The following is a 22,409-nucleotide window of genomic DNA, read 5'->3' on the forward strand; positions in this document are numbered from 1 at the left end:
GCCGCAAAAGTCCCCGCCGGCGGGAACACGGCCCCGCCCGGTTTCGGCCGGCTTTCCCGGCCTGCGGGCGGCGACATTGCGCCGGGCGGTCCGGGCCCTTATGTTCCGGGCCGATCAAGGCTTCAGGCGCACCGATGAGCTCTCCCCAGGACCATATCCGCAACTTCTCGATCATCGCCCATATCGACCACGGCAAATCGACCCTTGCCGACCGGTTGATCGAGCGCTGCGGCGGGATGGAAATGCGCGAGATGAAGGCGCAGATGCTGGATTCGATGGACATCGAGCGCGAGCGCGGCATCACCATCAAGGCGCAGACCGTGCGCCTGGGCTACACCGCCAAGAACGGCGAATCCTATCAGCTGAACCTGATGGACACGCCCGGCCATGTCGACTTCGCCTATGAGGTCAGCCGGTCGCTCGCCGCCTGCGAGGGTTCGCTGCTGATCGTCGACGCCTCGCAAGGCGTCGAGGCGCAGACCCTGGCCAATGTCTACCAGGCGATCGACGCCAACCACGAGGTCGTGCCGGTCCTCAACAAGATCGACCTGCCCGCGGCGGAGCCGGAGCGGATCCGCCAGCAGATCGAGGACGTCATCGGCATCGACGCCTCCGACGCCGTGCTGATCTCGGCCAAGACCGGCATCGGCATCGACGACGTGCTGGAGGCCATCGTCCACCGCCTGCCGGCGCCGAAGCACGCCGACCCCGAGGCGCCGCTGAAGGCGCTGCTGATCGACAGCTGGTACGACCCCTATCTCGGCGTCGTCATCCTGGTGCGGGTGGTCGAGGGCACGCTGAAGGTCGGCCAGAAGGTGCGCTTCATGGCGACGGGTGCGGCGCGCGAGCTGGACCGCGTCGGCTATTTCACGCCCAAGGCGATACAGGTGCGCGAACTCGGCCCCGGCGAGGTCGGCTTCATCACTGCCGGGATCAAGGAGATCGCCGAGACCAAGGTCGGCGACACCCTCACCGAGGACCGCCGCCCGGCCGCGGCGCCGCTGCCGGGCTTCAAGCCCTCGGTCCCCGTGGTGTGGTGCGGCCTGTTCCCGACCGACGCCAACGACTTCGAGCGGCTGCGCGATTCCTTGGGCAAGCTGGCCCTCAACGACGCCAGCTTCCATTTCGAGGCCGAGACCTCGGCGGCGCTGGGCTTCGGCTTCCGCTGCGGCTTCCTGGGCCTGCTGCATCTCGAGATCATCCAGGAGCGGCTGGAGCGGGAGTTCGACCTCGACCTGATCACCACCGCGCCGTCGGTGGTCTACAAGCTGCAGATGACCGACGGGTCGGTGATGGACCTGCACAACCCGTCCGACATGCCCGACGTGATGAAGATCGACCGGATCGACGAGCCCTGGATCAAGGCCACGATCATGCTGCCGGACGAGTATCTCGGCGGCATCCTGCAGCTGTGCACCGAGCGGCGCGGCGAGCAGATCGAGCTGACCTATGTCGGCGGCCGCGCCATGCTGGTCTACCGCCTGCCGCTGAACGAGGTGGTGTTCGACTTCTACGACCGGCTGAAGTCGATCAGCCGCGGCTATGCCAGCTTCGACTACCAGATCGACAGCTACCGCGAGGGCGACCTGGTGAAGCTGTCGATCCTGGTGAACCAGGAGCCGGTCGACGCCCTGGCCATGATCGTCCACCGCAGCCAGGCCGACCGCCGCGGCCGGCACCTGTGCGAGCGGCTGAAGGACCTGATCCCGAAGCAGCTGTTCAAGATCGCCATCCAGGCGGCGATCGGCGGCAAGGTGATCGCCCGCGAATCGCTGGCCGCGCTGCGCAAGGACGTGCTGGCCAAGTGCTATGGCGGCGACATCAGCCGCAAGCGCAAGCTGCTGGACAAGCAGAAGGAAGGCAAGAAGCGGATGCGCCAGTTCGGCGAGGTCGAGATCCCGCAGAGCGCCTTCATCGCCGCCCTGAAAATGGGTGATCAATAGTCGGCCTCGCACCGGCACCGGCCTTCTTGTCCAACGTCATTCCCGCGAAAGCGGGAATCTCGTCGAAGTGGCGAAGAGATCCCGTGTCTGCGCCGCAGCACTCCGTGCCGCGCCGCGCACGGGATGACGTCGGCCGGCTTGCCTACCAGAGCGCAGACAGTGCGGAACTTCGCGGCGATCGTCGATGTTGCGCATAGGCACCCGCGGCGATGCGGGCGCGATGCGAGGGAGGCTGTGCCATGACGACCGAGATCGAGCCGGTGATCGTCTATGAGGCGGATGGCAAGCAGAAGCTGCTCGGCCGCGCCGACGAACTGGTGGCCTGGCTGGGCTCGCTGTTCCAGACCGTCTCCGACGACCACAGCGTCGAGCATGAGCGGGCCGGGCTGAAGCGCGAGGAGATCCTGACCCAGATCGACGCGCTGCTGCGCGACGTGAAGGGCGACATCGCCGCCGGCAAGCCGGTGCTGAGCCCCGCGACCCGGGGCGAGGCGGTGGCGCTGATCGCCGCCTTCCACACCGTGCATCCCGCCACCGGCAAGCTGCCTTAGCGCAGGTTACATCGCGGTCGGGTCCAGCTCGCGCGGGACGTGGCCGAGCTGCTGCAGCAGGCCGAGCTTGTCCCACGCGTCCCAGATCCGCGTCGCCTTGCCGCCCTCGATCCGGGCGAAGGACAGGCCGCTGATGTCGACCGCCACCGGCCCGGACGGCCCGATGGCGGAGCCGCGGGCCCGCCAGCGCAGTGCGACGCGGTCGTCGTCGGCGACGGCGTCCTCGACCGTGAACTGCAGCTCCGGCATCCGCTCCTGCAGCCTGGCGTAGAGCTCCTTCAGCTCGCCCTTGGAGCGGCCGACGCCGCTGTGCATGTCGGTCGCGGCGCAGCTGTCGCACAGGATCCCGTCCGCCGCCTCGATCCGCCGTTCGTTCCACACCTCCTGGAACCAGCGGCGGCCCAGCACCTCGTTGGGATGCATGTCGTCCTCCCCTCGTGACCTCGCCAGTATAGGCCCGGGGCCGCATCGCCAGTCCGGCCGATCGGACAAGGCCCCGGCGGCCGCCCCGCGCCCGGCTCATGGCTGGCCGGGGCTGCGACTCATTGCGCGGTCCCGGCTGATACGCCGTGGCTGCATTGGTGCCCGCCGGCCGCTGCCGCGATGATGGCGGCTCCGGAGCGATGGGACCGAGATGGACGCGACGATCAAGCTGCCCGACCGCAAGGCCGTGCAGGCAGACGGGCTGCCGGTGCCGCGCCGCTACGGCGCCATGCTGGCGATGTCGATCGCCATCGCCGTGTCGGTGCTGGACATCGCCATCGCCAACACCGCGCTGCCCACCATCGCCATCGACCTGCAGGCCAGCCCGGCCGCCTCGGTCTGGGTGGTCAACGCCTACCAGCTGGCGCTGGTGGTCTCGCTGCTGCCGCTGGCGGCGCTGGGCGAGATCATCGGCTACCGCACCATCTACATGGCCGGGCTGGCGCTGTTCACCGTCGCCTCGGTGGCCTGCGCCCTGTCCTGGTCGCTGCCCAGCCTGACCGCGGCGCGGGTGCTGCAGGGCTTCGGCGCCAGCGGCATCATGAGCGTGAACGCGGCGCTGATCCGCTTCATCTACCCCAGCCGGCTGCTCGGCCGCGGGATCGGCTTCAACACCCTGATCGTGGCGATCTTCTCCGCCCTCGGTCCCACCGTCGCCGCCGGCATCCTGGCGGTCGCGTCCTGGCAGTGGCTGTTCGCCGTCAACCTGCCGCTCGGCATCATCGCGCTGGCCGTGGCGCTGCCAACCCTGCCCTACACCGCGCGGTCGACCCACCGCTTCGACCTGATCAGCGCCGCCCTGAACGCCGGCGCCTTCGGCCTGCTGATCGTGGCGATCGGCGAGGGCGCACACCGGGCGTCGGCGCTCGAGGTCGGGCTGGAGCTCGCCGGGGCGGTGCTGTTCGGCGTGCTGCTGGTGCGCCGGCAGGCGGAGCATCCGGCGCCGCTGCTGCCGCTCGACCTGTTCCGCCGGCCGATCTTCGCCCTGTCGGCGCTGACCGCCGCCTGCTCCTTCGCCACCCAGGGCCTGGCCTTCGTCGCCCTGCCCTTCTACTTCCAGGGCACGCTGGGCCGCAGCGCGGTCGAGACCGGCCTGCTGATGACGCCATGGCCGGTGGTGGTGGCGATCATGGCGCCGATCGCCGGCCGGCTGTCGGACCGCTATTCCGCCGGGGTGCTGGGCGGCATCGGCCTGGCCATCCTATGCCTGGGCATGGTGCTGATGGCCCTGCTGCCGCCGGAGCCGAGCGTCTTGGACATCTGCTGGCGCATGGCGCTGTGCGGCTGGGGCTTCGGCTTCTTCCAGGCGCCGAACCAGAAGGCGCTGATCGCCAGCGCCCCGCCGCACCGCAGCGGCGGCGCCAGCGGCATCGTTGCCCAGGCGCGCCTGCTGGGCCAGACCATCGGCGCCGCCCTGGTGGCGCTGTGCTTCAGCCTGGCGGCGGTGCACGGGCCGGCCCTGGCCCTGGCGGTGGGCGCCGGCTTCGCCGGGGCGGCCAGCATCGCCAGCTTCCTGCGCCTGCTGCCGAACGACCCGGACCGCCGGCCGCGGCGGGTCGACCCGATCGACATCGACCCGATCGAGTGAGGATCTACTCCCTGCGACGAAGTCGTCAGGTCTCGGCGGCGAAGACGAAGGGCTGGGGCAGGCGCAGCGCCACCGCGTCGCCCACCGCCAGCGTCGGCAGGTCGGCGGCGTAGCGGTCGGCCTCGATCCGGATCGGGTCGGGCGACAGGCCGGTCTCGGCCTCGATCGTCACCGTGGTGGCGCTGTGCAGCACCCGCCGGGCGGTGCCGGCGACCACGCCGTCGCCCGCCGTTCCCGCCGGCACCAGCCGGATGGCGCGGGGCCGGATGTCGGCGATGGCCCGGCTGCCGTCGGCCAGCCCGCGGGTGTCGGCCGGCAGGCGCAGCCCGGCGATCTCCACCGTGCCCTGGCCGCTGACCGTGCAGGGCAGGCGGTTGACGTCGCCGAGGAAGCTGGAGACGAAGGCGGTGGCGGGATGGTCGACCAGCGCCGCCGGGTCGCCCTGCTGCTCGATCCGGCCGTCGCGCATCACCACCACCTGGTCGGCCAGCTCCAGCGCCTCCTCCTGGTCGTGGGTGACGAACAGGCTGGTCAGGCCGGAGCGGTCGTGCAGCTCGCGCAGCCACACCCGCAGCTCCTTCCGCACCTTGGCGTCGAGCGCGCCGAAGGGCTCGTCGAGCAGCAGCAGCTTGGGTTCGATCGCCAGGGCGCGGGCCAGGGCGACGCGCTGGCGCTGGCCGCCCGACAGCTGGCGCGGATAGCGCCCGCCGAGGCCGGGCAGGTGCACCAGGGCCAGCAGCTCCTCGACCCGGCGGGCGATCTCGCTCTTCGCCGGGCGGGTGGCGCCGGGGCGCACCTGCAGGCCGAAGGCGATGTTGCCGAACACCGTCATGTGCCGGAACAGGGCATAGTGCTGGAACACGAAGCCGATGCGGCGCTGGCGCGGCCGCACCGCGGCGATGTCGGTGCCGTCGACCCGGATCTGTCCGGCATCGGCCCGCTCCAGCCCGGCGATGATGCGCAAGAGCGTGGTCTTGCCCGAGCCGGAGGGGCCGAGCAGCGCGACGAAGGCGCGGTCCGGCACCTCCAGCTCGATGCCGTCGAGCGCGAAGACCGGGCCGAAGCGCTTGGTCAGGCCTTGAATGGCGATCGGCATACGGCTCAGCTCTCCGCGGAATCGAAGCGGTCCGAGCGGAACCGCCATTCGAGCAGGGTCTTCAGCACCAGGGTCACCAGCGCGAGGCCGGCGAGCAGCGAGGCGACGGCGAAGGCGCCGACGAAGTTGTACTCGTTGTAGAGGATCTCGACCTGCAGCGGCATGGTGTTGGTGACGCCGCGGATGTGGCCGGAGACCACCGAGACCGCGCCGAATTCGCCCATCGCCCGGGCGTTGCACAGCAGCACGCCGTACAAGAGCGCCCATTTGACGTTGGGCAGCGTCACCCGGAAGAAGGTCTGCCAGCCGCTGGCGCCCAGCAGCACCGCCGCCTCCTCCTCGTCGGTGCCCTGATCCTGCATCAGCGGGATCAGCTCGCGCGCCACGAAGGGCAGGGTGACGAAGATGGTGGCGATCACCAGGCCGGTGACGGTGAAGATCACCTGGATGCCGTGGTCCTTCAGGAACGGCCCGAACCAGCCATTGGCCCCGAACACCAGCACGTAGATCAGGCCCGAGATCACCGGCGAGACCGAGAAGGGCAGGTCGACCAGCGTGGTCAGCAGGCTCTTGCCCGGGAATTCGAACTTGGCGATGGCCCAGGCGGTGGCCAGGCCGAAGACGGTGTTCAGCGGCACGGCGATGGCCGCGACGATCAGGGTCAGCCGGATCGCCGCCAGCGAATCGGCGCTGCCGATGCCGGCGAGATAGGCGGCGAAGCCCTTGCGCATCGCCTCGGTCAGCACGACCGCCAGCGGCAGCACCAGGAAGATGCCGAGGAACAGGGCGGCGATCGCGATCAGCGCGACGCGGATGCCCAGCGGCTCTTCCCACGGCCGCTGCGCCGGCTTGAGGCGCTTGCGCGCCGCCGCCAGCGTGTTGGTCAATCCGCCCATTTGCGGCTCCAGCGCTGCAGCAGGTTGACCACCAGGATGATGACGAAGGACGCGGCCAGCATCATCGACCCGATGGTGGCGGCGCCGGCGTAGTCGTACTCCTCGAGCCGGATGACGATCAGCAGCGGTGCGATCTCTGACAGGCCGGGGATGTTGCCGGCGATGAAGATGACCGAGCCGTATTCGCCGACCGCGCGGGCGAAGGCCAGGATGAAGCCGGTGAGGATCGCAGGCAGCAGGGGCGGCAGCACCACCCGCCACACCACCTGCCAGCGCCGGGCGCCGAGGGTCGACGCCGCTTCCTCGATCTCGCGGTCGAGATCCTCCAGCACCGGCTCGACCGTGCGCACCACGAAGGGCAGGCCGATGAAGACCAGGGCGATGAAGATGCCGGGCGGGCCGAAGGCGGCCTTGATGCCGATGTCCATCAAGGGCCCGCCGAGCCAGCCCTTGGGCGAGTACAGCGACGCCAGGGCGATGCCCGCCACCGCTGTCGGCAGGGCGAAGGGCAGGTCGATCAGCGCGTTCATCAGCGGCCGGCCATAAAAGCGGTAGCGCACCACCACCCAGGCGACCAGCGTGCCGAACACGACGTTGACCGCCGCCGCGACCAGCGACAGGCCGAAGCTGAGCTTGAGCGCACCGAGCGTGCGCGGCGAGGAGACCACCCGCCACACGCCCTCGGCCCCGAGCTCCCAGGGCCGAATCACCAGCGCCGCCAGGGGCAGCAGCACCAGCAGCGCGAGATAGGTGAGGGAGAAGCCGAGGGTCAGCCCGAATCCCGGCAGCACGCCGACATGGCGCGATGCCGGGGGCGGGCTCTCTCTAGCCCTTTCGGTAGATCTGATCGAAGGTGCCGCCATCCGAGAAATGTGTCTTCTGTGCTTTCTGCCAGCCACCGAACAGGGGGTCGTCGATGGTGATCAGGTTGACCGCGGGAAAGGCGTCCTTGTACTTCGCCGCGACCTCGGGCGAACGCGGACGGTAGAAGTTCTTGGCCGCGATGTCCTGCCCTTCCGGCGAATACAGGAATTCGAGGTAGGCCTGGGCGACGGCGCGGGTGCCGTGGGCATCGACCACCTTGTCGACCACCGCGACCGAGGGTTCGGCCAGGATCGAGATCGACGGCACCACGATGTCGAACTCGTCGGGGCCGAGTTCCTTGACCGCGAGGAAGGCCTCGTTCTCCCACGCCAGCAGCACGTCGCCGATGCCGCGCTGGACGAAGGTGGTGGTGGAGCCGCGGGCGCCGGTGTCCAGCACCGGGACATTGGCGAAGATCTTCTGCACGAACTCCGCCGCCGTCTTGTCGTTGCCGCCGGGCTGCTTCAGGGCGTAGCCCCAGGCCGCGAGGTAGTTCCAGCGCGCCCCGCCCGAGGTCTTCGGGTTCGGGGTGATGACCTGGACGCCTTCCTTGGTCAGGTCCGGCCAGTCCTTGATGCCCTTTGGGTTGCCCTTGCGCACCAGGAACACGATGGTCGAGGTGTAGGGCGCGCTGTTGTCCGGCAGCTTCTTCAGCCAGTCCTTGTCGATCAGCCCCTTGGCGGCGATGGCGTCGACGTCATAGGCCAGGGCCAGGGTGACGACGTCGGCCTGCAGCCCGTCGATCACCGACCGCGCCTGGGCGCCGGACCCGCCATGCGAGGCCTCGATGGTCAGGGTGTCGCCGGTCTTGGCCTTCCACTGTTCGGCGAAGGCCGCGTTGATCTTCTGGTACAGCTCGCGCGTCGGATCGTAGGACACGTTGAGCAGCTTGATGTCGGCCGCATGCGCCGTGGCCGAGGCCAGCGCAATGGCCGCCGCGGCCAGCAGCCGAGTGGTCATGGTTCGCATGACTCGACCCTCCAATGTTCGTGTTGTGTGTCGACGCGGCGTCGCGGGACAGTAAGGCGGGGAAAAGCGACGAACGCAATCTCTATTTTACATCAAATGCAACGATCGGATGTAGATTATACGATCGAAGACAGTTATTTACACGTTCGCGTTTGCCCTTCGCTTTCGCACATGCACACGGCCGATCGGCCGTGATCTTGCGCAATCGGCGCGAATTCCGATTGCATCGGAAAGCAGGCCGATGCAGATTTTCGTTTGCGAATATCGAAAGCGGCGATGCCGCAAACAGAGGCAGGAAACGTGACTGAGGTGCTGTACGACCTCCTGGTCATCGGCGGCGGCGTCAACGGCGTCGGTATCGCACGCGATGCGGTGGGGCGCGGCCTGTCCGTCCTGCTGTGCGAGAAGAACGACCTGGCCGGCGCCACCTCCTCGGCCTCGACCAAGCTGATCCATGGCGGCCTGCGCTACCTCGAATACTACGAGTTCCGGCTGGTCCGCGAGGCGCTGATGGAGCGCGAGGTGCTGCTGCGCTCCGCCCCGCACATCATCCGGCCGCTGCGATTCGTGCTGCCGCACGACCGGTCGATGCGGCCGGCCTGGATGGTGCGGATCGGGCTGTTCCTCTACGACCATCTCGGCGGCCGCAAGATCCTGCCGGCCAGCCACGGGCTGAAGCTGCGCGGCGGCGCCATCGGCCGGGTGCTGCGGCCGGAGCTGACGCGCGGTTTCGAATATTCCGACTGCTCGGTCGACGACGCCCGGCTGGTGGCGCTGGCGGCGCTGGATGCGCGCGAGCGCGGCGCCGAGATCCTGACCCGCACCGCCTGCGTCGCGGCGAAACGCGAGGGCGACCGCTGGATCGCGACCCTGCGCGGCGACGACGGGACCGAGCGGCAGGTGGCGGCGCGCGGCCTAGTCAACGCCGGCGGCCCCTGGGTCAAGCATGTGCTGAACGACACGGTCGGCCTGCCGGGCGCCAGCAAGGTCCGGCTGGTCAAGGGCAGCCACATCGTGGTGCCGAAGCTGTATGACGGGCCCGAGGCCTTCATCCTGCAGAACGCCGACCGGCGCATCGTCTTCGTCATCCCCTATGAGGGGAAATTCTCGCTGATCGGCACCACCGACCTGGACTATCACGGCGACCCGACCGGCGCCGCGATCACGCCGGAGGAAACCGCCTATCTGTGCGAGGCGGTCGGCCGCTGCTTCACCGCCGGGCCGACGCCGGACGACGTGGTCTGGAGCTATGCCGGGGTGCGGCCGCTGTATGACGACGGGTCGTCCAGCGCGTCGGAGGCCACCCGCGACTATGTGCTGGAGCTGGACGCTCCCGCCGGCCAGGCGCCGGCGCTGTCGGTGTTCGGCGGCAAGATCACCACCTTCCGCCGGCTGTCCGAGCATGCGCTGGAGAAGCTGGCGCCGGTGATGGCGATCACGGGCAAGCCCTGGACCGCGACCGCGGCCCTGCCTGGCGGCGACATTCCGGACGCCGATTTCGAAGGCTTCCTGGCCAAGCTGCGCGCCGCCCGGCCCTGGCTGCCGGAGGCGCTGGCCCGCCGGCTGGCACGGGCCTACGGCACCCGGGTCGACCGGCTGCTGGGCACCGCCCAATCCCTGGAGGATCTCGGCCGCGACTTCGGCGCCGGGCTGACCGAGGCCGAGCTGGAGTACCTGGCCGACCAGGAATGGGCGCGGACCGCCGACGACGTGCTGTGGCGCCGGTCCAAGCTGGGCCTGCACATCCCGGCCGCGGCGCATGGCGCCATCGACGACTGGCTGCGGGCGCGGAACTCGCAGCCCCGGGAAAGGGCCGCATCGTGACCCTCGTGCTCGACGGCGTGACCAAGGAGGTGGGGGCCGAGCTGCACATCGCGCCGCTCGATCTGACCCTCGAACCCGGCACCCTGACCGTGCTGCTGGGCCGCACCCAGGCCGGCAAGACCACGCTGATGCGGCTGATGGCGGGCCTCGACCGGCCGACCCGCGGCAAGGTCCTGGCCGACGGCCGTGACGTCACCGGCGCCTCGGTGCGCAAGCGCGACGTCGCCATGGTCTACCAGCAGTTCATCAACTACCCCTCGAAGACGGTCTACGACAACATCGCCTCGCCGCTGCGGCTGCAGGGCCTCGGCCGCGCCGAGGTCGACCGCAAGGTGCGCGAGACCGCGGCGATGCTGCGGATCGACCGGTTCCTGGAGCGGCTGCCGGGCGAGCTGTCGGGCGGCCAGCAGCAGCGCACCGCGATTGCCCGCGCCCTGGTCAAGGATGCCGGCCTGCTGCTGCTGGACGAACCCTTGGTCAATCTCGACTACAAGCTGCGCGAGGAGCTGCGGGCCGAGCTGTCGGAGATCTTCCGCCGCGGCAAGGCGATCGTGGTCTACGCCACCACCGAGCCGGCCGAGGCGCTGATCCTGGGCGGCCGCACCGCGGTGCTGGACGAGGGAAGGCTGCTGCAGATCGGGCCGACGGTCGAGGTGTTCCAGCACCCGGCCTCGACCAAGGTGGCGGAGGTGTTCAGCGACCCGCCGATGAACATCGGCCCGGCCGAGGTGGCCGACGGCGCCTTGCGGCTGGCCGACGGCGTCGCCGTGCCGCTGGCCGGCCACCTCGCTGGGCTGGCGGCCGGCCCCTGCACCGTCGGGGTGCGGCCGAGCCATCTGCGCCTGGGCGACGCCGGGCCGGGCGAAGCGTCGGTCGCGACCGAGGTCCAGCTGGCCGAGATCAGCGGGTCGGAGACCTACATCCATTTCCACTTCGGCGACCGGCCCTGGGTGGCGCAGCAGACCGGGGTGCACAAGCACCCGCTGGGCACGCCGGTGACGATCGCGATCGACCCCCGCCGGATCTATGTGTTCGACGCGGCCGGACGGCTGGCGGCCGCCCCGCAGCGGGCCCCCGACGCCAGGCCCACACTAGCCAGGAACGGGTGAGGACATGGCCCGCATCGAGCTCAAAGCCCTCGCCCACAGCTACAAGCCGAACCCGACCGAGCCGTCGGACTATGCCTTGCGGCCGATGGACATGGTGTGGCAGAGCGGCCGCGCCTATGCGCTGCTGGGTCCGTCCGGCTGCGGCAAGACCACGCTGCTGAACATCATCTCCGGCCTGGTGACGCCGAGCCACGGCCAGGTGCTGTTCGACGGCACCGACGTCACCCGGGCGTCGCCGGAGCAGCGCAACATCGCCCAGGTGTTCCAGTTTCCGGTGGTCTACGACACCATGACGGTGGCCGAGAACCTGGCCTTCCCCTTGCGCAACCGGAAGCTGCCGAAGCCGGAGATCGCCACCCGCGTCGCCGAGGTGGCGGAGATGCTGGAGCTGACGCCGGTGCTGAAGCGCCGCGCCCGCGGCCTGGACGCCGACGAGAAGCAGAAGATCTCGCTGGGCCGCGGCCTGGTGCGCAAGGACGTCGCCGCGATCCTGTTCGACGAGCCGCTGACGGTGATCGACCCGCATCTGAAGTGGCAGCTCCGGCGCAAGCTGAAGGAGGTGCACGAGCAGGTGCGCACCAGCCTGATCTACGTCACCCACGACCAGGTCGAGGCACTGACCTTCGCCGATGAGGTGATCGTGATGTATGACGGCCAGGTGGTGCAGATCGGCACGCCGCAGGCCCTGTTCGAGCGGCCGGCCCACACCTTCGTCGGCTATTTCATCGGCAGCCCCGGCATCAACCTGCTGCCCTGCGTGGTCGACCAGGGCGACGCCGTGGTCGATGGCGGCCGCATCCCGCTGTCGGCCGCGATGCTGCAGGGGGTCGCGGGCTTCCTGCAGGGCGGCGCCGGCACGCTGGAGATCGGCATCCGGCCGGAATTCCTGGAGATCGCCGACAGCGGCGTGCCGGCGGCGGTGACCGCGGTCGACGACCTCGGCACCCATGCCATCGTCACCCTCCGGCTGGGCAGCGCCACGGTGAAGGCCAAGCTGGGCGAGGACCGCCGCCTGTCCGGCGACACCGCGTTCCTGCGCTTCCCGCCGGAGCGCACGCTGCTTTACGCCGACAGCAGGCTGGTGGGCTGAGATGGACAAGACCCCGAACAACGCCGCCTGGCTCCTGGTCCTCCCGGTCGTGCTGCTGGTGGCGTTCAGCGCCATCATCCCGCTGATGACCGTGGTGAACTATTCGGTGCAGGACATCTTCGGCCCCGGCCAGGGCGTCTTCGTCGGCACCGAATGGTTCGAGCAGGTGCTGCAGGACGACCGGCTGCAGGCCGCCCTGGGCCGCCAGCTGATCTTCAGCTTCTGCGTGCTGGCGATCGAGATCCCGCTCGGCGTGCTGGTGGCGCTGTGCATGCCCGCGCGGGGCTGGGCCGTGTCGGTCACCCTGGTGGTGCTGGCGCTGCCGCTGCTGATTCCCTGGAACGTGGTCGGCACCATCTGGCAGATCTTCGCCCGTCCCGACATCGGCCTGGCCGGGGTGCTGATCAACCGGCTGGGCATCGACTACAACTACACCGGCGATTCCTTCGATGCCTGGATCACCGTGCTGGTGATGGATGTCTGGCACTGGACCTCGCTGGTCGCCCTCCTGGGCTATGCCGGGCTGCGCTCGATCCCGGACGCCTTCTACCAGGCGGCGCGGATCGACGGCGCCTCGCGCTGGGCGGTGTTCCGCTACATCCAGCTGCCGAAGATGACCGGGGTGCTGCTGATCGCGCTGCTGCTGCGCTTCATGGACAGCTTCATGATCTACACCGAGCCCTTCGTCCTGACCGGCGGCGGGCCCGGCAACGCCACCACCTTCCTGAGCCAGGAGCTGACCAAGATGGCGGTCGGCCAGTTCGACCTGGGGCCGGCGGCGGCGTTCTCGATCATCTACTTCCTGATCATCCTGCTGTTCTCGTGGCTGTTCTACACGGTGATCACCAACCTCGGGAAAGGCGACGCGTCATGAGCCCGCGCACCCGCGCCGCCATCCTGGTCGTGTACATGGTCTTCCTGCTGCTGCCGATCTACTGGCTGGTGACCATGTCGCTGAAGGAGAACCAGGAGATCCTGTCGGGCTTCACCCTGTTCCCGCAGAAGCTGAGCATCGCCAACTACGTCACCATCTTCACCGACCAGTCCTGGTATTCCGGCTACATCCACTCGATCACCTATGTGCTGATGAACATGGTGATCTCGGTGCTGGTGGCGCTGCCGGCGGCCTATGCCTTCAGCCGCTACCGCTTCATCGGCGACACCCACATGTTCTTCTGGCTGCTGTCGAACCGGATGTCGCCGCCGGCGGTGTTCCTGCTGCCGTTCTTCCAGCTCTATTCCGCCATCGGGCTGATCGACACGCCCTACGCCGTGGCCCTGGCGCATTGCCTGTTCAACGTGCCGCTGGCGGTGTGGATCCTGGAAGGCTTCATGTCGGGCATCCCGAAGGAGATCGACGAGACCGCCTATATCGACGGCTACTCGTTCCCGCGCTTCTTCCTGACCATCTTCGTGCCGCTGATCCGCGGCGGCATCGGCGTCACCGCCTTCTTCTGCTTCATGTTCTCCTGGGTCGAGCTGCTGCTGGCCCGGACCCTGACCTCGGTCGAGGCCAAGCCGATCGCCGCCACCATGACCCGCACGGTCAGCGCCGCCGGCATGGACTGGTCGCTCTTGGCCGCCGCCGGCGTGCTGACCATCATCCCCGGCGCGATCGTGATCTGGTTCGTCCGCAACTACATCGCCAAGGGCTTCGCCCTGGGCCGGGTGTGAGGAGGCGACGCCATGACCCTGGAATGGATGTCCTGGACCGCGCCGACCGCCTGGTTCTTCTGCGGCATCGCGGCGCTCCTGGTCGGCATGACGGCGTGGCAGCTGGCCTCGCCCTCGGTGCCGCGGCGCGGCCTGCTGCCGCTGACCACCACCCGCGGCGACCGGCTGTTCATCGGCCTGCTGGGCGCCGCCTTCATCCACCTTGCCTGGATCGGGCTGGCCTCGGGCAGCCTGTGGTACGGCTCCGCGATCGCCGTCGTCTGGATGATCGCGCTGATGCGGTTCGGATGAGCTGACGCGATGAGCTGACGCTTGGCCGGACCAGGCCCCGGGACAGGGGTCGGAATGCTTGTTTCACGTGAAACACGGGGAGAGATCATGACCAAGATGCAGCACGACGCGCCGGGCGGATTCCCGGTCCATCGCCGGACCCTCCTGCGCGGCGCCTCGGCGCTGGGCCTGGCCGCCGCGGTGCCGGGCTTCGCCCGCCGCGCCTTCGCGGCCACGACGGAGGAGATGACCGCCGCCGCCAAGAAGTGGGTCGACACCGAATTCCAGCCCTCGACGCTGTCCAAGGACGCGCAGATGAAGGAGATGGAGTTCTTCATCAAGGCGGCCGAGCCGTTCCGCGGCATGGACATCAACGTGGTGTCCGAGACCCTGACCACCCACGAATACGAGTCGAAGACGCTGGCCCGCGCCTTCTCCGAGATCACCGGCATCAACCTGAAGCACGATTTGATTCAGGAAGGCGACGTGATCGAGAAGCTGCAGACCCAGATGCAGTCTGGCCAGAACATCTATGACGCGTATGTCAACGACAGCGACCTGATCGGCACCCATTTCCGCTACGGCCAGGCCGTGCCGCTGTCCGATTTCATGACCGGCGACGGCAAGGATTTCACCCTGCCGACGCTCGACGTCGACGACTTCATGGGCAAGAGCTTCACCACCGCGCCCGACGGCAAGCTGTACCAGATCCCGGACCAGCAGTTCGCCAATCTGTACTGGTTCCGCCATGACTGGTTCAGCGACCCGAAGCTGCAAGAGCAGTTCAAGGCCGCCTATGGCTACGATCTCGGCGTGCCGGTCAACTGGTCGGCCTATGAGGACATCGCCGACTTCTTCACCAACAAGGTGAAGGAGATCAACGGCGTCCGCGTCTGGGGCCACATGGATTACGGCAAGAAGGACCCGTCGCTGGGCTGGCGCTTCACCGACGCCTGGCTGTCGATGGCCGGCGCCGGCGACAAGGGCATCCCGAACGGCCTGCCGGTCGACGAATGGGGCATCCGGGTCGAGGGCTGCCGCCCGGCCGGGTCCAGCGTCACCCGCGGCGGCGACACCAACGGCCCGGCCGCGGTGTACGCCCTGGACAAGTACATCGAGTGGCTGAAGAAGTACGCCCCGCCCGAGGCGGCCGGCATGACCTTCTCCGAGGCCGGGCCGGTGCCGGGCCAGGGCAACATCGCCCAGCAGATCTTCTGGTACACCGCCTTCACCGCCGACCTGACCAAGCCGGGCCTGCCGGTCGTGAACGAGGACGGCACGCCGAAGTGGCGCATGGCGCCGTCGCCGCACGGCCCGTACTGGGAAGAGGGCATGAAGCTGGGCTACCAGGATTGCGGTTCCTGGACCCTCTTGAAAAGCACCCCGAAGGAGCGGCAGCAGGCGGCCTGGCTGTACGCCCAGTTCTGCATCTGCAAATCGACCTCGCTGAAGAAGCTGCAGGTCGGCCTGACCCCGATCCGCGACAGCGACATCCGCTCCAAGGCGATGGACGAGATGGCGCCGAAGCTGGGCGGTCTGGTCGAGTTCTACCGCAGTCCCGCCCGGGTGGCGTGGACTCCCACCGGCACCAACGTTCCGGACTATCCACGGCTGGCGCAGCTGTGGTGGCAGAACGTGGCCGAGGCGGTGACCGGCGAGGTCACGCCGCAGCAGGCGATGGACAACCTGGCCAAGCAGCAGGACCAGGTGCTGGCGCGGCTGGAGCGGGCCGGCAACCTCGGCGATTGCGGGCCGAAGCTGAACGAGGAGAAGGACGCGCAGTACTGGTACGACCAGCCCGGCGCGCCCAAGCCCAAGCTGGAGAACGAGAAGGAAAAGGGCCAGACCGTGGCCTATGACAGCCTGCTGCAGGCCTGGAAGGAAGGGAAAGTCCGCTAGGACAGCCGCCCGTTTCGTAGGTTGGGTTCGCTTCGGCGAACCCAACCTACGCTGGCCGCTAAATCCCCGGATCGAAACCGCGCCGCGGGACGGAACCCAAAGCGTCGGCGCCCGCCAGGAGCGCATCCGCCACCTCGGCGCATTGCCGGCGGATGTCGGGCACGGCGGTGATCTCCCAGAACGCGCCGCGGGTCGGCGGCCCGACAGCGTAGAGCCGCGGCGAGGCCACGCCGTCATGCCCGATCAGCCGCCCGGCGGCATCGATGTCGAGGCCGAGGCGCAGCCGGTCCGGCCGCGCCACGCCGCCGGCCAGCAGCGACCGCAGCAGCGGGTCGTCGCTGCGGCCGGGATCGGTCTCCGGCCCGCTGGCCAGGACCAGGCGGCAGATCGACCGGGTCTCGTCCGCCGCGGCGCCCCGCCGGCGCAGCGTCACGCTCAAGCCCTCCTCGATGGCCGTCACGGCACCAAGCCGGCCAGCCAGGACCTGCAGCTGGCCCGAGGCCATCATCGCCCCGACCGTGTCGGCGATGGCCGGCGCCACGCGGTGGCGGTGCACGTCCCACCACGGCCGGAGATGGCGCAGGAAGCGCCGCGCCTGGGTCTCGTCCCAGGCCTGCCACATCCGTTGGGTGAAGGGGCGCAGCCCGTCGATCACGGCGCGCCAGTCGCCGCCCGCCGCCTCGGCCTCGCGGCACAGCGCCCGCAGCCGGCGCAGCAGCGCCAACGCCGGCAGGCCGACGAAATCCGCCGCCGCCAGCGTTGCCGGCTTGCTGGCGACGCCGCGATGCGGCCGCGGCACCAGCCCGCGCCGCGACACGGCCAGCACCTTGCCGCGATGGTCCTGCGCCGCGAGCCCGGCGGCGATGTCGACCATGGTCAGCCCGGTGCCGAGAATCAGCACGGTCTCGTCGGGCAGGATCGAGGGCAGGCACGCATCCTCCGGCCCCACCAGGATCCGGCCCGGCACGTCCGGTAGGGGAATCGGCGCGGTCGGCGGCGCATTGCCGGTGCACAGCGCCACGGCGTCGATCCGTTCGGTCCGGCCGGAGGCCAGGCGCAGCGTTACCCCCGCCTCGTCGCGGTCCAGCGCCACCGCCGCATCCGCCAGCATGGTCAGGCCGCCGGGGAAGTCGCGCCCGGCGGCGGCCAGCGTGTCGGCGACATAGTCGCCGTAGAACCGGCGCGGCAGGTACGGCTCGTCGCCGGCGCCATGCGCCTGGGCCCAGCGCTGGAAATCCTCCGGCTCGTCCGGGAAGGCGCTCATATTCGCGGTGCGCACATTCAAGAGATGGGCGGGATGCGGCGTGCCATAGGCCATGCCCCGGCCGGGCGGGCCGCCGCGTTCGACCAGCACGACCTGCGCCGCGCCGGCGGACCGGCGCAGCAGCTGGACCGCGAGCAGGCATCCGGTGAAACCGGCGCCGATGATGGCGATGCGCATGATCCTCCAGCCGCAACTTCGACTCCGCATGGTAGCCGCGTCCTCCCCGATCCGGCCACTGATGGATCGCCGCGCCGGAGAACGGGCCGCCACGGCGCCATGCCGCCTCGCCGCCGCCATGGTGGAGCCCTATGCTGCCGGCCGATTCGGAGGCAGGGCGATGACCGGACGGTTCCTGGCGGCAATGGCGATGGCGGCGGTGCTGGCGGCGGGCTGCGTGCCGTCGCGCACCCCGGTGAAGCTGCCGGAATCGGTGCCGCTGGAGCGGCCGCTGTCGGCCGACATCCGCTATGTCTTCTTCGCCCCGGGCAAGGCTGCCATCACCCCGCCGGGCGACGCCGCCATCGCCGCCGCGGTGGTCGAGGATGCGCGGCGCCGGGCCAAGGGCCCCCTGCCCCGCCTGACCGTCACCGGGCACACCGATTCCAGTGGCCCCGGATCCGGCAACACCGCTGTGGCGCAGCGCCTGTCGCTGCGGCGGGCCGAGGCGGTGGCGCGGCGGCTGGCCGCTGCGGGGATCGCGCCGGACCGCATCGCCGTCAGCGGCGCCGGCGCCGCCGACCCGCTGCTGCCGGCCCCGGCCGGCACGCCGGAGCCGGCCAACGACCGGGTCGAGATCGGCTTCTAAGAGACCGTTTGGAAACGCGTTGGCGTGAGTCGGCTGGTGGTGGTTTCGAGAACCGGCGCGCAGCGGACATGGTCGTCCGTGAGCACCGGAAGCGCAGCAACCGCCATCAGGCGGCCACGCCGGCGCGTTTCCAGACGGTCTCGCGGGGGCCAGCCATGCCGGGCCGGCAGCCGTCGCAATTGGACGAGCGGGCCCGCGGCCCCATATAGTCTGCTCGGGATCGATGGCGCGGCTCGCGCCTGAAGCGGATCGAGGTTCATGTACACAGCGGAAACCCGGGCGATCGAAGTGTCGGTCGAACCGGTCTATCTCGAGGACGAATCCTCGCCCGACGAGCACCACTACGTCTGGGCCTACACCGTCCGCATCACCAATCGCGGGCTGGAGCGGGTGCAGCTGCGCAACCGCTACTGGCGCATCACCGACGATTTCGGCCGGGTGCAGGAAGTGCGCGGCAAGGGCGTGGTCGGGGTCGAGCCGGTGATCGAGCCGGGCAAGGACTTCCAGTACACCAGCGGCGCGCCGATCGCGACGCCGTCCGGCATCATGGTCGGCACCTATGAGATGGAGACGCCGGGCGGCGAGCGCTTCGACGTGGCGATCCCGGCCTTCTCGCTGGACAGCCCGCACCGCACGATGCGGCTGAACTGACGTGGCGCATCACGGATCACACCCCGAGGGCCCGGCGGACGACGCCGCCTCGTCCACGCCGCCGACCCCGTCCGGCATCGACACCCCGTCCCGAAAGGCCGGCCCCATGACCCGCATCCCCTTCTCGCCCGTGGCCGCCGCCAATGTCGCAGGCGTCGCGACGCCCGCCACCGAGGCCGCTTCGCGGCCGAGCCGGGCCGAGGCCGAGGACGCGGTGCGCGTGCTGCTGCGCTGGGCCGGCGAGGACGTCGCGCGCGAAGGCCTGCGCGACACGCCGAAGCGGGTGGTGAAGTCCTATGAGGAGTTCTTCCGCGGCTATCACGAGGACCCGGTCGAGCTCTTGTCCCGCACCTTCGAGGAGGTCGAGGGCTATGACGAGATGGTGCTGCTGCGCGACATCGACTTCGAGTCGCATTGCGAGCACCACATGGTGCCGATCATCGGCAAGGCGCATGTCGCCTACCTGCCGAGCCGGCGGGTGGTCGGCATCTCCAAGCTGGCGCGGGTGGTTGACGCCTATGCCAAGCGGCTGCAGATCCAGGAGCGGCTGACGGCGCAGGTGGCGACCGCGATCGACGAGGTGCTGAAGCCGCGCGGCGTGGCGGTGATGGTGTCGTCGCAGCACCACTGCATGACCACGCGCGGCGTGCACAAGCACGGCACCCAGATGATCACCAGCTACATGACCGGCGCCTTCCGCGAGGACTCCCAGCTGCGCCGCGAATTCCAGATGATGCTCGGGATGCCGGTTTAGGAACTGCGCCGGGTCCCCATCGTCACAGTTTGACGGTCAGATCCCGGCGGGACGGCGGCTGGCGAAGGGGTGAGGAATCGACCTTCCAGGCGTCGATCTCGTAGAGATCGCGCTGCTGGTCGAGGTTCAGGGCGAACGACACCATGACTCCATCCACGTCGACATAGGCAAGCTCGGCAACGCCGGCCGCCCCCAGCTTTCGCTTTGTCTCACCTTGCGGGGCGACGAACCGGATGGAGTCCATGCCGCCATCCAGCATGTCGCGGACGCGCAGCGCATCGAGCGCCTCCGGGCTCCTGAGCGCCGCATCCAACGAGGACGCCTCGATCAGTGCCGACAGGACCTGTCGCTCCCATTCATGCAGCGACCGAATCGGCTGCCAGGCAAGGCAGGCCTCGTAGTCCGTCGCGGCAAGGGGCGGCATCTTCTTCTCAGCTATCAGTATCTCATCAGGCACCATGGGCGATGCTATCACGGTGCCGGAGCCGGTGATGCGGGCATCTCAGTTCCGTGGCGCGTCGTGCAGCTCGATCCGGCCCGCTGCCTTGCTGCCGCAGCGGGTGCAGCGCAGGGTCTGCTCCAGCCGGAACAATCGGGCGTCGGGGCCGTAGCGCTTGACCAGCAGCGGGCGATTCAGCGCCCGGCTGCGGGCGCAGCGGCCGCATTTCGCGACGATGGCCGTGCCGGCCGAAAGGTCGCTCAGCCGCAGCGCGATATCCCAATTGTTCCTGATCTGTTCCCGCATTTGAGCAAAATACGACTCGATGCGGCCGATGGGGAGTCCTTTTCAACGGAGCGGCGTGGCTCTCAGGCCCCCAGAATCTCCGCCCGGGCCGCCCGGGTCAGCTTGGCCAGCACCAGGCGGTGGGCCTCGCCCAGATAGGCGCGGAGATCGTCGGCCGGCAGGGCGTCGAGGGCGGCCGCAACCCATTTCGCCCGGGCGAGATAGGGCGCCGGGCGGATGCCCGGCTGTTCGACCAGCAGGATGTAGGAGAATTCGGAGGCCTTGAACCAGGCTTCCGGCGCGCCGCGCGACAGGCCGGCCAGGATGGTGAAGATCTTGCCGCCGACCTTGAACACATGCGCCCCGCCCCATTGCACGCTCAGGCGCGCGCCGGGCAGGGACAGGCAGAATTCCTCGAGCGCGTCGGGCGTCATCGACGCATATGCCCAAAGCCCGTTCGAGAATGCGCTGATGTGAGTCGGCTGGCGGTGGTTTCGAGAACCGGCGCGCAGCGGACGTTTGGTCCGTGAGCACCGGAAGCGCAGAAACCGCCGTCAGACGGCCACAGCAGTAGCATTGTCGGATGGGCTTTCAATGGCCGTGGCGGTTGGCCTTCTTGACGAAGCGGCGGCCGCAATAGTTGCACACCACCTCGTGCCCATGCGCGATCGGGTAGTAGACCATGGGGTGGCCCAGCGGCGCGCCGCCGCCGTCGCACCCGACGGTCTCGACATCGCGGTCGACTTCGATGACCTCTGGCGACTGAAGGACGGGCTGCATGGCTGGGGCTTCCTGGCGAACAGTGGGCGGCAACACGGACGGCCGGGCATCATTGCCCGGATCACGGCCGGATGATACCCATGGCGCCCAACCGATCAACCATTTCGCACGGGATCATGGCCGCCGAGCCGTCGCTTACCTCGCAATCCGGCGCCGCACCGGAGAGCGCCATCCGGCTGCGCGGCCTGACCAAGACCTATCGCGGCCGCAACAAGCAGCCGGACAAGCTGGCCCTGCGGCCGACCGACCTCGACATCCCCGCCGGCTCGATCTTCGGCCTGCTCGGCCCCAACGGCGCCGGCAAGTCGACGCTGATCAACATCCTGGCCGGGCTGGTCACCAAGACCGCCGGCGACGCCTGGATCTGGGGCTACGACATCGCCCGGTCGCCGCGCCAGGCCCGCGCCGCGATCGGGGTGGTGCCGCAGGAGCTGAACATCGACCCGTTCTTCACCCCGCGCGAGCTGCTGGACCTGCAGGCCGGCCTCTACGGCGTGCCGAAGCGGGAGCGGATCACCACCGAGATCCTCGAGGCGGTGGGGCTGGCCGACAAGGCCGACAGCTACGCCCGCACCCTGTCCGGCGGCATGCGGCGGCGGCTGATGGTGGCCAAGGCCATGGTGCATTCGCCGCCGGTCCTGGTGCTGGACGAGCCGACCGCCGGCGTCGACATCGAGCTGCGGCGCAGCCTGTGGGCCCATGTCCGCGCCCTGAACCGGGCCGGCACCACCATCGTCCTCACCACCCACTATCTGGAGGAGGCGGAGGAGATGTGCGACCGGATCGCGATCATCGACCAGGGCCGCATCGTCGCCTGCGACAGCACCGCCAACCTGCTGTCCAGCGTCGACAGCAAGACCATGGTGGTGAGCCTGAGCGAGCCGCTGGCCGCCCTGCCCCCCGGCCTGGCCGGGCGCGGCATGGAGCTGGCCGCGCCGACCCGGCTGGTGGTGCGCTACCGCCCCAGCGAGACCCGGCTGGGCGACCTGTTGACCCTGATGGACCAGAACGGCGTGCGCATCGCCGATCTGAGCACGGAAGAGACCGACCTGGAGGACATCTTCCTGCAGCTGACCGGCGAAGCCGCCGCCGCTCGCCGACAGGCAGCGGGGGAGTAGGCGCCGCCGGCGTCCCTCGTACTCCCGGTCTCATCCCCGACCTGTCATGCCACGGCT

General features: G+C 69.4%; 24 protein-coding genes. 14 read left to right on the plus strand and 10 right to left on the minus strand.

Annotated elements, in window-relative coordinates; translation table 11 throughout:
• The first annotated feature begins 134 nt into the window (after nucleotides 1–134).
• Both lepA and E9232_RS30475 read left to right on the plus strand, forming a co-directional pair.
• Nucleotides 135–1,943 (plus strand): translation elongation factor 4, encoded by a 1,809-nt coding sequence (gene lepA / locus E9232_RS30470; protein WP_309800688.1) that lies wholly within the window; start codon nucleotides 135–137, stop codon nucleotides 1,941–1,943.
• 239 nt (nucleotides 1,944–2,182) lie between these two features.
• The gene (locus tag E9232_RS30475) at nucleotides 2,183–2,494 is read left to right on the plus strand and encodes a hypothetical protein (protein ID WP_309800690.1); all 312 of its coding nucleotides are present in this window, start codon (nucleotides 2,183–2,185) and stop codon (nucleotides 2,492–2,494) included.
• A 6-nt stretch (nucleotides 2,495–2,500) separates the two neighbouring features.
• Here E9232_RS30475 and E9232_RS30480 read toward each other — a convergent pair whose 3' ends face one another.
• Nucleotides 2,501–2,917 (minus strand): ester cyclase, encoded by a 417-nt coding sequence (locus E9232_RS30480; RefSeq protein ID WP_309800692.1) that lies wholly within the window; start codon nucleotides 2,915–2,917, stop codon nucleotides 2,501–2,503.
• A 211-nt stretch (nucleotides 2,918–3,128) separates the two neighbouring features.
• Between E9232_RS30480 and E9232_RS30485 the strand changes: the two genes are divergently transcribed.
• On the plus strand, nucleotides 3,129–4,565 hold the full coding sequence (locus E9232_RS30485; RefSeq protein ID WP_309800693.1) for an MFS transporter: 1,437 nt from the start codon (nucleotides 3,129–3,131) through the stop codon (nucleotides 4,563–4,565).
• 25 nt (nucleotides 4,566–4,590) lie between these two features.
• Here the strand turns inward: E9232_RS30485 and E9232_RS30490 are convergent, their stop codons facing one another.
• The 4 genes from E9232_RS30490 to E9232_RS30505 are packed head-to-tail and all read right to left on the minus strand — an operon-like array spanning nucleotide 4,591 to nucleotide 8,390.
• Nucleotides 4,591–5,661: a sulfate/molybdate ABC transporter ATP-binding protein gene (locus E9232_RS30490; protein ID WP_309800695.1), complete on the minus strand. Its 1,071-nt coding sequence runs from the start codon at nucleotides 5,659–5,661 to the stop codon at nucleotides 4,591–4,593.
• A gap of 5 nt (nucleotides 5,662–5,666) precedes the next feature.
• Nucleotides 5,667–6,557, minus strand: a complete 891-nt coding sequence (gene cysW, locus E9232_RS30495; protein WP_309800697.1) for a sulfate ABC transporter permease subunit CysW — start codon at nucleotides 6,555–6,557, stop codon at nucleotides 5,667–5,669.
• Nucleotides 6,545–7,420: a sulfate ABC transporter permease subunit CysT gene (gene cysT, locus E9232_RS30500; RefSeq protein WP_374710672.1), complete on the minus strand. Its 876-nt coding sequence runs from the start codon at nucleotides 7,418–7,420 to the stop codon at nucleotides 6,545–6,547. Before cysT ends, cysW begins: the two co-directional genes overlap by 13 nt.
• The gene (locus E9232_RS30505; RefSeq protein WP_374710673.1) at nucleotides 7,383–8,390 is read right to left on the minus strand and encodes a sulfate ABC transporter substrate-binding protein; all 1,008 of its coding nucleotides are present in this window, start codon (nucleotides 8,388–8,390) and stop codon (nucleotides 7,383–7,385) included. The genes cysT and E9232_RS30505 overlap by 38 nt, the downstream gene beginning before the upstream one ends.
• A 300-nt stretch (nucleotides 8,391–8,690) precedes the next feature.
• Between E9232_RS30505 and glpD the strand changes: the two genes are divergently transcribed.
• From glpD to E9232_RS30540, 7 genes are all read left to right on the plus strand, one after another.
• Nucleotides 8,691–10,214: a glycerol-3-phosphate dehydrogenase gene (gene glpD, locus E9232_RS30510; protein ID WP_309800700.1), complete on the plus strand. Its 1,524-nt coding sequence runs from the start codon at nucleotides 8,691–8,693 to the stop codon at nucleotides 10,212–10,214.
• Nucleotides 10,211–11,323: an ABC transporter ATP-binding protein gene (locus E9232_RS30515; RefSeq protein ID WP_309800702.1), complete on the plus strand. Its 1,113-nt coding sequence runs from the start codon at nucleotides 10,211–10,213 to the stop codon at nucleotides 11,321–11,323. Before glpD ends, E9232_RS30515 begins: the two co-directional genes overlap by 4 nt.
• 4 nt (nucleotides 11,324–11,327) lie before the next feature.
• Nucleotides 11,328–12,413: an ABC transporter ATP-binding protein gene (locus E9232_RS30520; RefSeq protein WP_309800704.1), complete on the plus strand. Its 1,086-nt coding sequence runs from the start codon at nucleotides 11,328–11,330 to the stop codon at nucleotides 12,411–12,413.
• A gap of 1 nt (nucleotide 12,414) precedes the next feature.
• Complete coding sequence (locus E9232_RS30525) at nucleotides 12,415–13,287, plus strand: carbohydrate ABC transporter permease (RefSeq protein ID WP_309800706.1); 873 nt, start codon at nucleotides 12,415–12,417, stop codon at nucleotides 13,285–13,287.
• The gene (locus E9232_RS30530; protein WP_309800708.1) at nucleotides 13,284–14,087 is read left to right on the plus strand and encodes a carbohydrate ABC transporter permease; all 804 of its coding nucleotides are present in this window, start codon (nucleotides 13,284–13,286) and stop codon (nucleotides 14,085–14,087) included. Before E9232_RS30525 ends, E9232_RS30530 begins: the two co-directional genes overlap by 4 nt.
• 12 nt (nucleotides 14,088–14,099) lie before the next feature.
• Nucleotides 14,100–14,378, plus strand: a complete 279-nt coding sequence (locus tag E9232_RS30535; RefSeq protein WP_309800710.1) for a DUF2160 domain-containing protein — start codon at nucleotides 14,100–14,102, stop codon at nucleotides 14,376–14,378.
• Nucleotides 14,379–14,465: 87 nt separating this feature from the next.
• Complete coding sequence (locus E9232_RS30540; protein WP_374710675.1) at nucleotides 14,466–16,256, plus strand: ABC transporter substrate-binding protein; 1,791 nt, start codon at nucleotides 14,466–14,468, stop codon at nucleotides 16,254–16,256.
• Nucleotides 16,257–16,314: 58 nt separating this feature from the next.
• Here the strand turns inward: E9232_RS30540 and E9232_RS30545 are convergent, their stop codons facing one another.
• Complete coding sequence (locus E9232_RS30545) at nucleotides 16,315–17,697, minus strand: FAD/NAD(P)-binding protein (RefSeq protein WP_309800712.1); 1,383 nt, start codon at nucleotides 17,695–17,697, stop codon at nucleotides 16,315–16,317.
• Nucleotides 17,698–17,857: 160 nt separating this feature from the next.
• Between E9232_RS30545 and E9232_RS30550 the strand changes: the two genes are divergently transcribed.
• The 3 genes from E9232_RS30550 (at nucleotide 17,858) to folE (ending at nucleotide 19,730) form a co-directional block, all read left to right on the plus strand.
• Nucleotides 17,858–18,325: an OmpA family protein gene (locus E9232_RS30550; protein ID WP_309800713.1), complete on the plus strand. Its 468-nt coding sequence runs from the start codon at nucleotides 17,858–17,860 to the stop codon at nucleotides 18,323–18,325.
• Between the two features lie 258 nt (nucleotides 18,326–18,583).
• Nucleotides 18,584–18,976: a Co2+/Mg2+ efflux facilitator ApaG/CorD gene (gene apaG / locus E9232_RS30555; protein WP_309800715.1), complete on the plus strand. Its 393-nt coding sequence runs from the start codon at nucleotides 18,584–18,586 to the stop codon at nucleotides 18,974–18,976.
• Nucleotides 18,977–19,082: 106 nt separating this feature from the next.
• Entirely contained in the window at nucleotides 19,083–19,730 is a 648-nt protein-coding gene (gene folE / locus E9232_RS30560; protein ID WP_309800717.1) for a GTP cyclohydrolase I FolE, read from the plus strand.
• Nucleotides 19,731–19,752: 22 nt separating this feature from the next.
• Here the strand turns inward: folE and E9232_RS30565 are convergent, their stop codons facing one another.
• The 4 genes from E9232_RS30565 to E9232_RS30580 form a co-directional block, all read right to left on the minus strand.
• Nucleotides 19,753–20,154 carry a DUF6984 family protein gene (locus E9232_RS30565; protein WP_309800720.1) on the minus strand — a complete coding sequence of 134 codons (402 nt, stop codon included), beginning with the start codon at nucleotides 20,152–20,154 and terminating at the stop codon, nucleotides 19,753–19,755.
• Between the two features lie 78 nt (nucleotides 20,155–20,232).
• A complete protein-coding gene (locus E9232_RS30570; protein ID WP_309800722.1) occupies nucleotides 20,233–20,475 on the minus strand; it encodes a hypothetical protein in 243 nt (80 codons plus the stop codon).
• A gap of 62 nt (nucleotides 20,476–20,537) precedes the next feature.
• Nucleotides 20,538–20,888, minus strand: coding sequence for an MmcQ/YjbR family DNA-binding protein (locus E9232_RS30575; protein WP_309800724.1), 351 nt, complete (start codon nucleotides 20,886–20,888; stop codon nucleotides 20,538–20,540).
• A gap of 157 nt (nucleotides 20,889–21,045) precedes the next feature.
• Nucleotides 21,046–21,234, minus strand: a complete 189-nt coding sequence (locus E9232_RS30580; RefSeq protein WP_309800726.1) for a zinc-finger domain-containing protein — start codon at nucleotides 21,232–21,234, stop codon at nucleotides 21,046–21,048.
• A 116-nt stretch (nucleotides 21,235–21,350) separates the two neighbouring features.
• On the opposite strand from E9232_RS30580, the gene E9232_RS30585 reads away from it, so the two are divergent.
• Entirely contained in the window at nucleotides 21,351–22,352 is a 1,002-nt protein-coding gene (locus E9232_RS30585) for an ABC transporter ATP-binding protein (protein WP_309800728.1), read from the plus strand.
• Nucleotides 22,353–22,409 lie beyond the last annotated feature (57 nt).

Origin of the sequence: Inquilinus ginsengisoli (genome assembly GCF_031453975.1) — a bacterium.
Lineage (GTDB): Bacteria > Pseudomonadota > Alphaproteobacteria > DSM-16000 > Inquilinaceae > Inquilinus > Inquilinus ginsengisoli_A.